A 12,349-nucleotide genomic window follows, 5' to 3' on the forward strand; every position below is an offset into this window, starting at 1 on the left:
TCCCGGGGCCGGGCCCTTGCGTGTCCCAGCCGTTCTTGTTGCGAGAGCGGTGGGCCGGATCCTGCGGCCTAGTCGGCGTACGGGTCCGCGATACCTACGTACTGGGTGTAGAGGTACTCTTCGATGCCTTCGGAGCCGCCTTCGCGGCCCAGGCCGGACTGCTTGACGCCACCGAACGGTGCAGCGGCGTTGGAGATGACACCGGCGTTGAGGCCGAGCATGCCGGTCTCGATCCGCTCGCTGATGCGCAGGCCACGGTTGAGGTCCTTGGTGAAGACGTAAGCCACCAAGCCGTATTCGGTGTTGTTGGCCAGGCGGACCGCGTCGTCTTCCGTGGAGAAGGTGATGATCGGCGCTACCGGGCCGAAGATCTCTTCCTGGAGGATCCGGGCGTCGGCGGCGACGTTCTTCAGCACGGTGGGCTGGTAGAAGTAGCCGGGACCGTCGACGGCGGCACCACCGGTGACGGCAGTCGCACCCCCCTCTACGGCTTCGCTGACGAGGGCGTGAACGCCATCGCGGGCCTTGCCATCGATCAGCGGGCCAACCTTGGACTCAGGCTCGGTGCCGCGTGCTGTGGTGAGGGCGCCGATCTTGGCGGCGAACTTCTCGGCGAAGGAGTCGGCGATGGACTCGTGCACAATGAAGCGGTTCGCTGCCGTGCAGGCTTCGCCCATGTTGCGCATCTTGGCCGCGATGGCACCTTCAACGGCCTTGTCCAGGTCGGCGTCTTCGAAGACGACGAACGGGGCGTTGCCGCCGAGTTCCATGGAGGTGCGCAGGACCTTGTCCGCGGCTTCGCGGATGAGTGCCTGGCCCACAGGGGTGGAACCGGTGAAGGAGATCTTGCGGAGGCGGTCATCCTTGATCAGCGGGCCGGTAACAGCGCCTGCGGTGGAGGTCTGGATGACGTTCAGGACACCGGCAGGCAGTCCTGCTTCCTGCATGACCTGCGCGAACAGCAGGCTGGTCAGCGGGGTCAGGTTGGCGGGCTTGAGCACCATGGTGCAACCGGCGGCGACGGCGGGGGCTACCTTGCGGGTGGCCATGGCCAGCGGGAAGTTCCATGGGGTGATCAGCAGGCAGGGGCCTACCGGCTTCTTCTGCACCAGGAGGCGGTTCTTGCCATCCGGAGCTGCAGAGTAGCGGCCGGAAACGCGGACGGCTTCCTCGGAGAACCAGCGCAGGAATTCGGCACCGTAGGTCACCTCGCCGCGGGCTTCGGCCAGGGGCTTGCCCATTTCCAGGGTCATCAGCAGTGCGAAGTCTTCGGCGCGCTCGGTGACCAGTTCGAAGGCACGGCGCAGGATTTCGCCGCGTTCGCGCGGTGCGGTGCGGGCCCAATCAGCCTGGGCGGCAGCAGCGGCGTCGAGGGCGGCAGCACCGTCTTCAGCGCCGGCGTCGGAGATGCTGAGCAGGACCTTGCCCGTTGCCGGGTCCTCAACATCAAAGGTCTTTCCGGATCCGGCCGGGCGCCACTGACCGTTGATCAGCAGGCCGGTGGGGACGGAAGCCAGCAGTTCGCTTTCGCGTTCAACCGTGACAGTCATGGCGACTCCTTCGTCTTGGGTGCTTTGGAGAATTGCACCACTGGGGTTCGTTGCCGGAAGTGGCGTGAATTACTGCCACGGTACTGCCCCGCGAGAAGGAGTGTCTACGCCTGCGCGCACTGCCAAGCGGCCGCCAATTTGTGCAGCTGCACAGCGCGCATCAGCGGGCTGCGAGCACCGCCGAGTACAGCTCCCGCTTGCTGACGCGGGCGTCGTCGGCCACTGCTGCCACGGCCTCCTTCAGGCGGATGCCCTGGGAGATCAGCTCATTCACTGCTGCGACGTGGTCCTCGGGCGTGCCGGGCTCCTGTTCAGGCGCACCACCGACCACCACCGCGATTTCACCGCGGACTTCGTTGTTCTCAGCCCATTCCAGCAGTTCGCGCAGGGTTCCGCGGATGACTTCCTCGTATGTCTTGGTCAGCTCACGGCAAACAGCCACCCGGCGTTCCGGACCAAAGCGCTCGTGCAGGGCCCGCAGCATCACTTCGAGACGGTGCGGTGCTTCGAAGAAGACCATGGTGCGGCGCTCAGCCGCCAGGTCTGCCAGGCGGGAGTTCCGCTCCCCCGACTTACGGGGAAGGAAGCCTTCAAAGCAGAAACGGTCCGTAGGCAGTCCGGACAATGCAAGGGCGGTCAGCACGGCGGACGGGCCGGGCACGGCTGTGACGGTCAGGCCCGCAGCTACGGCGCCCTCCACCAAACGGAACCCGGGGTCCGAGACCGCAGGCATCCCGGCGTCGCTGACCATGAGGATGGTCTTGCCCGCACGAACGTGGTCAAGGAGTTCGCCGGTCTTGGCCACCTCATTGTGCTCGTGGTAACTCATGACGCGCCCGGAGACCTCCACGCCCAGGGCGGTTACCAGACGGTGCAAACGGCGGGTGTCCTCTGCGGCCACGATGTCCGAGGTCGCCAGGAGTTCAATCAACCGCGAGGAGGCATCGCCCACGTTTCCGATAGGGGTGGCCGCCAGGACGATCCTGCCCACACTCGGAGCCGCGCCGGCCCCGGCGGCAGGAACCGCCTCGTCCACATCTTCGCTGAAGGGTGTCTCGTCCGGGGTGCTGCGTTGTTCGTCCACCTGCCAAGCCTAATGCCGCGCTGCCTCCAACGCCGCACCTCAACGCTGCACCAAGGATGGAAAGGTAGCATGGGCGGGTGAACCAGTCGTCCGTTCCTGCCACCACCTCCGGAACCCCTGTGGCATCCCCTGCACCGGGCACAGCCGGTGACACGGCAGTCACGGACACCGTAGGGCAACTCCCTGCGCCAACCCACGCCAACGCGGAGCCGTCCAGGCATACCGCACCGTTGGACGACACCGCAGGAACGCCCCTCCCCGGCCGGGGACTGGAACGCCACCGCTGGATTGTCCGTCCGGCCGGGGCCTTCACCGTCCAGGCCTTGCGGGAGCGCCTGATCGGCGGGATCGACAGCTGGCGTGACTACCCGGCGTCGTTGCGTCTGTGGTTCTGGCTGATCCCCACCATCACTGCCGTGCTGGGTGGCATACTCCGCTTCTTCCGCTTGGATGCCCCGCACAGTCTGGTGTTCGACGAGACGTATTACGTCAAGGACGCCTACTCCTATTTGGTCAGCGGCTACGAGCGCAGCTGGCCCGCCAACGCCAACGACTCCTTCAACGCCGGCAATCCGAACGTCCTCCTCAACACCCCTGAGTATGTTGTCCACCCGCCGGTCGGCAAATGGATGATCAGCTTCGGAATGTGGCTGTTCGGCGCAGACAATCCGTTCGGCTGGCGCTTCGGTGCGGCGCTCACGGGGACGCTGACCGTCTTCCTTGTCTCGCTCATTGCCCTGAAGTTGTTCCGTTCGCACACCCTCGGCGCAGTCGCCGGCCTCCTGCTGGCCATTGACGGCCACCATCTGGTGCTTTCCCGGACAGCGTTGCTCGATGTTTTCCTGGCTTTCTGGATTCTCGCCGCTTTCGGCGCCCTGCTGTTGGACCGCGACGACGGCCGCCGTCGTCTGGCTTCCCGGCTCGCCGCGCAAGCGGCTGCTTCCCCACGCGGCCTCCCCTCACCTACTCAGTTGGTGGCCGGACCGTGGCTGGGAATACGGTGGTGGCGCCTGGTGGCCGGCCTCTGCCTTGGCCTTGCCGTGGGAACCAAGTGGTCGGCGCTGTTTTTCGTGGCCGCCTTCGGCCTGATGACTGTGCTGTGGGACATGAGCGCCCGGCGCATTGCAGGAATCCGGAGTTGGTTCAGTGCAGGCATCATCAAGGACGGCCTGCCGGCCTTCGTCACCATCATTCCGGTTGCTGCATTGACGTACACGGCGACGTGGACGGGGTGGTTCCTGTCCAAGGATGCCTACTACCGCCAATGGGCCGCCACCAACCCTGCCCCGGGGTGGGATTGGTTGCCCAACTCCGTGCGCTCCCTGGCGCACTACCACCTTGAGGCGTACAAGTTCCATCAAGGCCTCAGCTCCGACCACCCGTACGAATCCAGCCCGTGGACCTGGCTCCTCATGGGCCGGCCCACCTCGTTCTACTACCAGTCCCCCAAGCAGGGCACTCCGGGCTGCGTTGTGGAGACCTGTTCCTCGGCCATCCTGCCGGTCGGCAATCCAGTGGTGTGGTGGGGCGGAACCATCGCCTTGGTCATCCTGTTGTTCTGGTGGGCCGGACGCCGGGACTGGCGCGCGGGTGGCATCCTTGCCGGCGTCGCGGCGGGGTACCTTCCGTGGTTCATGTACCCGGAACGCACCATGTTCATCTTCTACGCCGTGTCCTTCGAGCCTTTCCTGGTGCTCGGCCTGACCTACGTGCTGGGGCTGGTCCTGGGCCGTAGCAGTGATCCTCCCTGGCGGCGAAGGTCCGGGCTTTATGTGGTGGGCCTGGTCCTTGTCCTGGCAGTCCTGGCAACGGCGTTCTTCTACCCGGTGCTGACTGCGGAAGTGATCAGCTACCAGGAATGGCGGATGAGGATGTGGATGCCGTCGTGGATCTAGGAGGCAAGCAGTGAGGGAAGCGAGCACGGAGCTTCTGGTCGAGGCCGACCCGGACACCAACGTGACAGACCTTCTGCTGGAACGCTGTGCCAAGGACCCGTTCGGCATCCTGTACGCCCACAAAACGGCCAACGGGTGGCTGAATATCTCCGCGGCCAGGTTCCTCGCCGATGTCACTGCCTTGGCCAAGGGCCTGATCGCCGGCGGCCTCAACCCCGGCGACCCCGTGGCGGTCCTCTCCCGTTCGAGCTTCGAATGGACGCTGGTGGACTTCGCTGTCTGGATGGCCGGCGGAGTGACCGTGCCCATTTATGAGACGTCGTCAGCCAGCCAGATCGAATGGATCCTGGCGGATTCGGGCGCACGGCGCATCTTCGTGGAAGACACTGCCAAAGCGGACCTGGTCCATGCCTTGGTGGACCGCTCCGCGGCCCTGGGGGACGATCCCGTGGCGATCATCCGGATGGAGCACGACGGCGACGCCCCCAACCTGACCAGCGTCTCCGCCGTCGGAGTCGGCATCATGGACGCCGAGTTGGAGCGCCAGCGCAGCGCCGCGAACCTCGCCGACATCGCTTCGATCGTCTACACCTCCGGAACCACGGGCAAGCCGAAGGGCTGCGAAATCACCCACGGCAACTTTGTCCTGGTGGCGCGGAACGTCATTCCTTTCCTTCCTGAGCTGCTCATGCAACCCGGAGCCAGGACGCTGATGTTCCTGCCGCTGGCGCATGTGCTCGCCAGGGCTGTCCAAGTGGTGTGCTTGACGGCGGGCATCACACTCGGTCACAGCGCCGGCGCCAGCGGACTGATGGCCGACCTCAGCACGTTCAAGCCCACCTTCCTGCTCGCCGTGCCCCGCATCTTCGAGAAGGTCTACGCAGGCGCCGGCCACAAAGCGGCCATGAGCGGCAAGTCCGCGCTCTTCTCCGCGGCCTCGGCGACCGCGGTGGAATATTCGACGGCGGTGGATCTCGCCTCCCGGGGGCAGGGGCCCGGCCCGGGTTGGCTGTTAAGCATGAAGCACACCGCGTTCAACAAGCTTCTCTATCCCAAGGTTCGCGAGGTCTTCGGCGGCAACGTGGGCTACACAGTATCCGGTGCCAGTCCCCTGAGCCTCCGGGACAACCATTTCTTCCATGGCGCGGGCGTTCCCGTGCTGGAGGGCTACGGCCTGACGGAGACCACTGCGCCCTGCACCGTCAACACCCCCAGTATGTCCCGCATCGGTACTGTCGGGATTCCCCTCCCCGGCACCACTGTCCGGGTTGCCCAGGATGGGGAAGTGCTGGTCAAGGGCATTGGTGTCTTCAAGGGCTACCACGCCAATGAGGCGGCCAACGAGGCCGCGTTTGTTGATGGTTTTTTCCGCACCGGTGATCTCGGCGAACTCGACGCCGACGGCTTCCTGACCATCACCGGCAGGAAGAAGGACCTCCTGGTGACCGCCGGTGGCAAGAACGTGGCGCCTGGCCCCCTGGAGGAGAAGCTTCGCGAACACCCACTGGTAGGTCAGGCGGTGGTGGTGGGCGATGGCCGGCCGTTCGTCGCAGCACTGGTGAGCCTTGACCCGGAGGGGCTCGCCGACTGGTGCGCGCAGAACAAGTACGGTTCATTGACCCTCGAAGAAGCCGCTGGCGACGACCGGGTGAAAGCGGCCGTGCAGTCTGCCGTGGATGAGGCCAACAAACTGGTCTCTGCCGCTGAGTCCATCCGGAAGTTCGCGTTCATCACTGCGGAGCTCAGTGTCGGGTCCGGGCACCTGACGCCGTCGCTCAAACTGAAGCGGGCCACCGTGGTTGGCGATTTCCCGTCGGTTATTGAAAAGCTCTACGAGAAGTAGCGCCACCACGTGGGACGCGCCCGACTAAACACCCAGTGCTGCCTGTTCAGCACCTAAATCGGCCCATATCACCACCTGTTCCGGGCAACCTCGCTCCAGGTGCCGTTGTTGTCCCCGTGCGTTTTCTTCACGAACCAAACGTTCAAGGGGGAACTCGTGGCAAATGCATCAGCTGGGCCGGCTCGGGCACTTTATTACTCCCGCGTGCGCGGGCGACTTTGGTACCGCCACTTCGGCATTGCCGTGTTCCTGGGCATCTGGAGTTTTCACATGGCCATGCTCGCCGCTTTGGCCGTCCTCACTGTACCGATGAAGTCCCCGGTTTATTCGGAGGACTTCCGCCTTAGGGACTTCAGGCCCGGAAGTGCCTTCACCCCATCGACAGGTCTCGCCACTACCGCTTGGAGTCGTTTGCTTCCTTGTCGGCCTTGTCATTCCCGGAAACAACTTCGAGCGTGTCCTCCGAGCCGCTGGAAGCCTCCTCCGCAGCGTCCTGCTTGTCCGCAAGTCCCCGGCGCCGCTTGGTGGGCCACGTGAAGATGAACGTCAACGTAGCAACGAGGAAGACCAGCGCTCCGATGACGATGCCCGCGTCGATCCAGAACTGTCCCGGGAAGAGCCGGATGAGGGTGTCTTCCAGTGAGAACGTCCACGTTCCGTTGGCGAAGAAGATCCGGTGGAACTCGGTGAAGAACTGCTGCCAGCTCAGTGCTGCCAGGACGGCGAGGCCAATGATGATGACCAGCGTGACGATGGACCCGGCAAAGAGGCCACGACGGATTCCTCCGTTGCTGCGCTTACGCAGGTACAGGATGGCGATGATGCTGAGGATGATGAGCAGCAGCCCGGCACCAAAGGAGGACAGGATGACCAGCTTGACGTCGGCCATGTGCGCTACTTCGCTGTCTTTGAACAGCTTGGCTCCGTCCTGGTTGACCAAGCCGCCCAGGAAACGCGGACCGGCCCAGTTACTGAGGTAGTCCACGGCGTAGGAGCCGTAGGTCATGCGGTCATCGGTACTGAAACCGTAGCCATCGCCCGGGAAGCCCGGACGGTTGTACTCCACCCACAGGAACAAGGGGCTGGTAACCGCCCGAACGGCGAGCACCAGCAGGATCACTGGGTAAAAGACTGCCAACAGCACCTGGAAAACGCGGGGGCCGATCGGCTTCACCTTCGCGGCCTGCTCGCGTTCAGCGTTGCGGCGGGCCACTTCGTCTTCCGGCGGGCGGACCTGAAGGGCCGACGTCGGTAAGGGTTCCGAATAGTGCGACCCCTGCTTATCCGTGGAAGCGCCGGCGAGGGTGTCGGCGAACAGCGGCGGCTCGGCATCGACGTCGGCTGCCTCGGCGGCCTTACGGTCCGCGCGGCTTTCCGGCTGACCGCCGGCGGGCGTCGCTGTGGTGGGAACCGACCCAGAGGTGGACACCGCTGGATCACTCCCCACGTTCGGCTTCCCCGCCGCCGACGCAGGGGTTGTCGTGGTGGCAGGAGCCGCGGGAGAAGCGCCACTGGACGTCTTCGGCTTCATCCAGTCGAAGGCCGGTTCGTTGGGGTCCTCGTGGACGTCCGTGTCCGGTTCTTGTGGTTTTGGGCTCTTGTCGCTCACAGCGGGGTTCACTTCCGTAGGCATCCACCGGCGAATGCGTGCTGCCGGCTCACTTGTCTGCCTTCGAGCCTACCGCCCGGCCTTGGACAGACACGCTGTGCCACCCCGGCTAAGCCCAGATCGAAACGTAACTGTAAGGTCTACGCGGCTATGCTGCGATATCCGGCATCGTTGACGTCCAGGTCCCCGGTCACACCGGCACGAACAGCCCTCCCGCCAAGAACCAATGTGTATACCCAGTATCCGGCCAGCACCAAGGCGCCAATGGTGATCTTTGCCCACACGGGCAACTGGCTCGGCGTGACGAAGCCTTCCACCATTCCAGAAACGAGCAGGACGAGGACCAGGCCCAGCGCTATGGTGATCAGGGAACGCCCCTCGTCAGCTACAGCCTGCAGCCGAGTTCGGGGGCCCGGCCGCACCATGGCCCAGAAAATCCTGAGGCCCGCCGCGCAGGCAATGAATACTGCCGTCAATTCCATCAGGCCGTGCGGAAGGATGTAGCTGAAGAAGACATCCATCTTCCCCGTCGCCAGGAAAAGCCCCGCAGCGATCCCCACGCCTTGCGCATTCATGAACAGAATGAAGGGCACCCAGAATCCGGTGATTCCGAACGCCACGGCCTGGGCGGAAATCCATGCATTGTTGGTCCAGACCGCACCGGCAAAGGAGGCAGCGGGATTTTCCGAGTAGTAGTCAATGAAGTCTTCCTCCACGTACTGCTGCACCTTGGCATCACTGGCCACCGCCCTCAGCGCCTCAGGCGAAGTGCCGATCCACAGGGCGTACGCCCCTGCCACCAGTACGAACGCCAGCCCGCACCACAGTGTCAGCCAGCGGATCCGGAAGAACGCCGCCGGCAAGGAGATGACGAAGAAACGCGCCAGATCTTCCATGAAGTTCGACCGTGCCCCGGTGAACCTTGTCCGGGCCTGCGCCAGCCCTGCCGACAGGTTTGCAGAGAGCGCCGTCTCTGGAGCTACCGAGCGGATCAGGGACAAATGTCCGGACACCGTTTGGTAGAGGCGCAGCAGCTCGTCCGCTTCGGCGCCCGTAAGCCGGCGCTTGTGCGCCAGGAAATGAAGCCTGGACCATTTGTCCCCATGTACGGCCGAGAAGGCGTCGATGTCCACGGCACCACCCTAGCGCCTCAGTCCCCACAGGGGTCGGTGCCGCCGCTAGACTCGGTGGTGCGGGCACGCCAAGCGCCCGCAGCGTTTGCGAAGCATGGGGGCTGGCATGAGTTCGATCATCACAGGCGAGGCAGTGGTCCTCGAGTTGCGCCCGGCGTCGTTCGCTGCCCGCGCCTTGGGACTCATTCTCGACGTCATCTCGCACATAGTCCTCGCGATACTTCTCATCATCCTCATCAGTGCCGCGTCCCGGGATCTTGACGAAGCCGCGATCCGGGCCCTCATCCTGAGCAGTGTCGTCTTCTCCATCGTCGTTGTTCCTGTCACCGTGGAAACCCTCACCCGTGGTCGTTCGCTGGGAAAGCTCGCGACGGGACTTCGCATAGTGCGCGACGACGGCGGCTCCATCCGCTTTCGGCATGCGGTTATCCGCGGGCTGCTGGGCGTCCTGGAAATCTATCTGACCTTCGGCGGTCTCGCGATCGGCGTCGCGCTGTTCAACGACAAGTCCAACCGCCTCGGTGACATCGTGGCCGGCACGTACTCGCTCCGGCAGCGTGTTCCCTCAAAGCCCCGCATCATGCCGGTGGCACCGCACTACCTGCAGGCCTGGGCAACCATGGCAGACATCGGCCGGGTCCCGGACGCCACCGCGCGCAGGGCCGGTACGTTCGTCCAGCAGGCCTACCTCATGGCACCGGCATCCCGCGCCAATATGGCAACGGCCCTCGCTTCCGAACTCGCCAGGTACGTCGCCCCTCCCCCGCCCTCCGGGACCATCGCCGAGGACTATATCGGGGCGGTCCTTGGAGAACGACGCAACCGCGAACTCGTGCGCCTGCGTCAAGCGGAGGAGCGGAACGCGACCGTGGGTGAAAGACTCAGGAAGCTGCCGTTCACCCACGAGCCGGATGCCTGATGCGGCTGTCGCCAGCCGAATCACCAGTGATCAGGTTTGGTGAGTCTTTGTGGCAGGAGGGTGGTGGAGTCGCCTTCGGCGGCGTTGATTTGGGGTTGGGTCAGGTAGAGGGCCTTGGAGAGGTCCGCGCCGTGGAGTTGGGTGTCCCTGAGATCTGCCCCAAGGAGATCGACGGCCGTAAGGTCGCTGTTCCTCAAGGTTGCTCCGATGAGGTAGGAGCCGCGGAGGTTTGCACCACAAAGTCGTAGGTTCGCCAGGTTGGCGCCCATGAGGTCGGCACCCGGCAATCCAGCAAGCCTGCCGGGACCGCCGATGGGCTCCTCCCTGTCCTCCGCCCCGTAGGAGGCGCGCAGTTCTTCGCTGACCTCCCTCAGGAGTTTCCGCACCTCCTCATGCAAAGTTTCGACGTCGGTGCCCAGTACAGCGGATGCATCGCCTTGCGCGGTGACTGATATGTGTTCAGCCAGGTGCCCAGCTGCCAAAGCCAGGTCGGGATCGAAAGTCCGGTGTTTGGCTTCGTCCAAGTACCAGAGCATCTCGTGGAGTTGCCTGACCACTTTGAAGACGGCGAACATCGAGGTCCTGGACGAGGGGTCCTCGGTCCAACTGGTGCCACCAAACGTCTGTTGGGAGACAACTTGGCCTGCTCCGAAGCAATCAAAGACGGTGCACCCCCGGAAGCCGCGTGGCCGCAGGCGTTGATGGATGGCGCAGGAAAAGTCACCCGCCATGTTCGGGCAGGCTGCCGAGGCCGGCTTGTCGATGGCGAAGTCAGCCGAGCGGGAGAATCCCAGCGCGGTACAGCAAAGGGCAAAACAGCTGCCGCAGTCCGGGCGAAGTGTTGATGGAAAAGTCATGTGAGCTCCAAGTGATGAAGAAGGGTCCGGTGGAAAGAGCCGGGGAACCCGTTAATGGGTTCCCTTTGCGGACACCCGGAATCACCTTGGAGGGCAGCACGAAATGAAGGGCCAACGCGTGGTCAGCACAGGACGTTTGGGTCAAAGAGCGCAGGAAATAATCACTGAGCCCATCCTAACCACAGGCCTACCTCTGGGGGTAGCTCGCCCAGGGGATGTTCCAGTCACCGAAGCCTTCCAAAGGCTCCACTGCCGGTGCGCCGGTATTCAGGATCTGGACCACGTCGCCTGTCTTCATGTTGTTGAAGAACCATGCGGCATCGTCCGGCAACAGGCCTACGCAGCCATGGGAGACGTTCACCCGGCCAATGGCCCCCCACGCGGATTCGAGTGCCTGGTGAACGTAGACACCGGACCACGTCAATCGGTTCGCGTAGTCCACCACCATCGGCGCGTAGTAGCCCTTGTCACCGGGCTTCAGACCAATGCTGCCGGCGTTGAAGTTGGACTTGCGCTCCTGTTCCAGGATCACGGCATAGCCCGTGGGCGAAAGCCAGTCTTCCCCGCCCAGCGATACAGGCGCGGTGTGCACCAGTTGGCCATCGGAGTACACGTTCATGGTCTTGGTCGTGTCATCCACCACGGCCACGCGCTGGGGGCCGGTAGTAAAGGTGGAGACGACGTCGGCATTGCCAATCATCTTGTTGCCGAAGTCGACGCCCAACAGCTTCATGTCCACGGTCACGGTAGTACCCGAAGCCCAGAAAGCCTCCGGGCGGATACGCACCTTTTTGTCGGAGTACCAGTGCCAGGCCACGGGCTGGCCGGAGGAAACCGTGATGGCCACGCGCTTCTCCATGGCTGCTTTGTCCACCACCGGCTCGCTGAAGTTGATCTCAATGGGCTGCCCGGATCCCGCCGTCGTGCCGTTGCGCGGGTAAATTGACGCGTCAGCCTCGTAGGCTGCGGAGACAGTGGTGAAGGTCTGGGTTTTCTTGGTTTCCTTCCCTGCGGTATCCACCACAGTGAAGGAATAGCTGTACTGGGTCTTGAACTTCAAGACCTCCAGCGTGGTCCATGTACTGCCGTCAGGGCTCGTTTTGCCTTGCACCGGCGTGCCGCCCTCAACCGGGGCCAGCACGACGTCCTTGACCTTGCCGTTGACCGCCTTGATCTGCGGGCCTACCACGGGGTTCCACTCAATAGCGCCGTCCAGCGGGGTGATGCCCAACTCCACTGGCTTGGCTTCGACGGTGGGTGTTGGAGACGGTGCAGCACCGCTGTTTTGGGACGAACCGGCCAGCAGTCCTGGCACTGTTGCCACGCCGATTCCGCCCGCGGCAATAGCAGCGCAGATCCCTACGATGGCAAGGATCTTGCCTGTCTTCCGTTTGGCGACTTCCGTCATGGTTCCCGTCTTCCTGTCCCCCGGCAAGCAATACTGAACACCCAATTCTAG

General features: G+C 63.9%; 9 protein-coding genes. 3 read left to right on the forward strand and 6 right to left on the reverse strand.

What is annotated here, in order from left to right; genetic code table 11:
• Nucleotides 1–68: 68 nt before the first annotated feature.
• Both QF015_RS04075 and rsmI read right to left on the reverse strand, forming a co-directional pair.
• Complete coding sequence (locus tag QF015_RS04075) at nucleotides 69–1,550, reverse strand: NAD-dependent succinate-semialdehyde dehydrogenase (protein WP_310201655.1); 1,482 nt, start codon at nucleotides 1,548–1,550, stop codon at nucleotides 69–71.
• A 160-nt stretch (nucleotides 1,551–1,710) separates the two neighbouring features.
• The gene (gene rsmI / locus QF015_RS04080; RefSeq protein ID WP_310202456.1) at nucleotides 1,711–2,586 is read right to left on the reverse strand and encodes a 16S rRNA (cytidine(1402)-2'-O)-methyltransferase; all 876 of its coding nucleotides are present in this window, start codon (nucleotides 2,584–2,586) and stop codon (nucleotides 1,711–1,713) included.
• Between the two features lie 278 nt (nucleotides 2,587–2,864).
• Here rsmI and QF015_RS04085 point away from each other — a divergent pair, with 278 nt between their 5' ends.
• Both QF015_RS04085 and QF015_RS04090 read left to right on the forward strand, forming a co-directional pair.
• Nucleotides 2,865–4,529 carry a dolichyl-phosphate-mannose--protein mannosyltransferase gene (locus QF015_RS04085; protein ID WP_397336507.1) on the forward strand — a complete coding sequence of 555 codons (1,665 nt, stop codon included), beginning with the start codon at nucleotides 2,865–2,867 and terminating at the stop codon, nucleotides 4,527–4,529.
• A gap of 10 nt (nucleotides 4,530–4,539) precedes the next feature.
• Entirely contained in the window at nucleotides 4,540–6,372 is a 1,833-nt protein-coding gene (locus QF015_RS04090) for an AMP-dependent synthetase/ligase (RefSeq protein WP_310201659.1), read from the forward strand.
• Nucleotides 6,373–6,766: 394 nt separating this feature from the next.
• Here QF015_RS04090 and QF015_RS04095 read toward each other — a convergent pair whose 3' ends face one another.
• Together QF015_RS04095 and QF015_RS04100 are read right to left on the reverse strand one after the other, a co-directional pair.
• Nucleotides 6,767–7,981, reverse strand: a complete 1,215-nt coding sequence (locus QF015_RS04095) for a TIGR01906 family membrane protein (RefSeq protein WP_429387220.1) — start codon at nucleotides 7,979–7,981, stop codon at nucleotides 6,767–6,769.
• Between the two features lie 140 nt (nucleotides 7,982–8,121).
• Nucleotides 8,122–9,114 carry a stage II sporulation protein M gene (locus tag QF015_RS04100; protein WP_429387222.1) on the reverse strand — a complete coding sequence of 331 codons (993 nt, stop codon included), beginning with the start codon at nucleotides 9,112–9,114 and terminating at the stop codon, nucleotides 8,122–8,124.
• A 106-nt stretch (nucleotides 9,115–9,220) separates the two neighbouring features.
• Between QF015_RS04100 and QF015_RS04105 the strand changes: the two genes are divergently transcribed.
• On the forward strand, nucleotides 9,221–10,033 hold the full coding sequence (locus QF015_RS04105) for an RDD family protein (protein WP_429387224.1): 813 nt from the start codon (nucleotides 9,221–9,223) through the stop codon (nucleotides 10,031–10,033).
• Nucleotides 10,034–10,053: 20 nt separating this feature from the next.
• Here the strand turns inward: QF015_RS04105 and QF015_RS04110 are convergent, their stop codons facing one another.
• Together QF015_RS04110 and QF015_RS04115 are read right to left on the reverse strand one after the other, a co-directional pair.
• On the reverse strand, nucleotides 10,054–10,890 hold the full coding sequence (locus tag QF015_RS04110) for a pentapeptide repeat-containing protein (RefSeq protein WP_310201667.1): 837 nt from the start codon (nucleotides 10,888–10,890) through the stop codon (nucleotides 10,054–10,056).
• 187 nt (nucleotides 10,891–11,077) lie between these two features.
• Nucleotides 11,078–12,298, reverse strand: coding sequence for an Ig-like domain-containing protein (locus QF015_RS04115; protein ID WP_429387226.1), 1,221 nt, complete (start codon nucleotides 12,296–12,298; stop codon nucleotides 11,078–11,080).
• Nucleotides 12,299–12,349: the final 51 nt, after the last annotated feature.

This window comes from Paenarthrobacter sp. TE4293, assembly GCF_050435325.1.
Lineage (GTDB): Bacteria > Actinomycetota > Actinomycetes > Actinomycetales > Micrococcaceae > Arthrobacter > Arthrobacter nitroguajacolicus_C.

Coding starts and splice junctions, on each gene's coding strand:
- QF015_RS04115 (WP_429387226.1), bottom strand. CDS start 12,298: ATGACGGAAGTCGCCAAACGGAAGACAGGCAAGATCCTTGCCATCGTA.
- QF015_RS04105 (WP_429387224.1), top strand. CDS start 9,221: ATGAGTTCGATCATCACAGGCGAGGCAGTGGTCCTCGAGTTGCGCCCG.
- QF015_RS04075 (WP_310201655.1), bottom strand. CDS start 1,550: ATGACTGTCACGGTTGAACGCGAAAGCGAACTGCTGGCTTCCGTCCCC.
- QF015_RS04110 (WP_310201667.1), bottom strand. CDS start 10,890: ATGACTTTTCCATCAACACTTCGCCCGGACTGCGGCAGCTGTTTTGCC.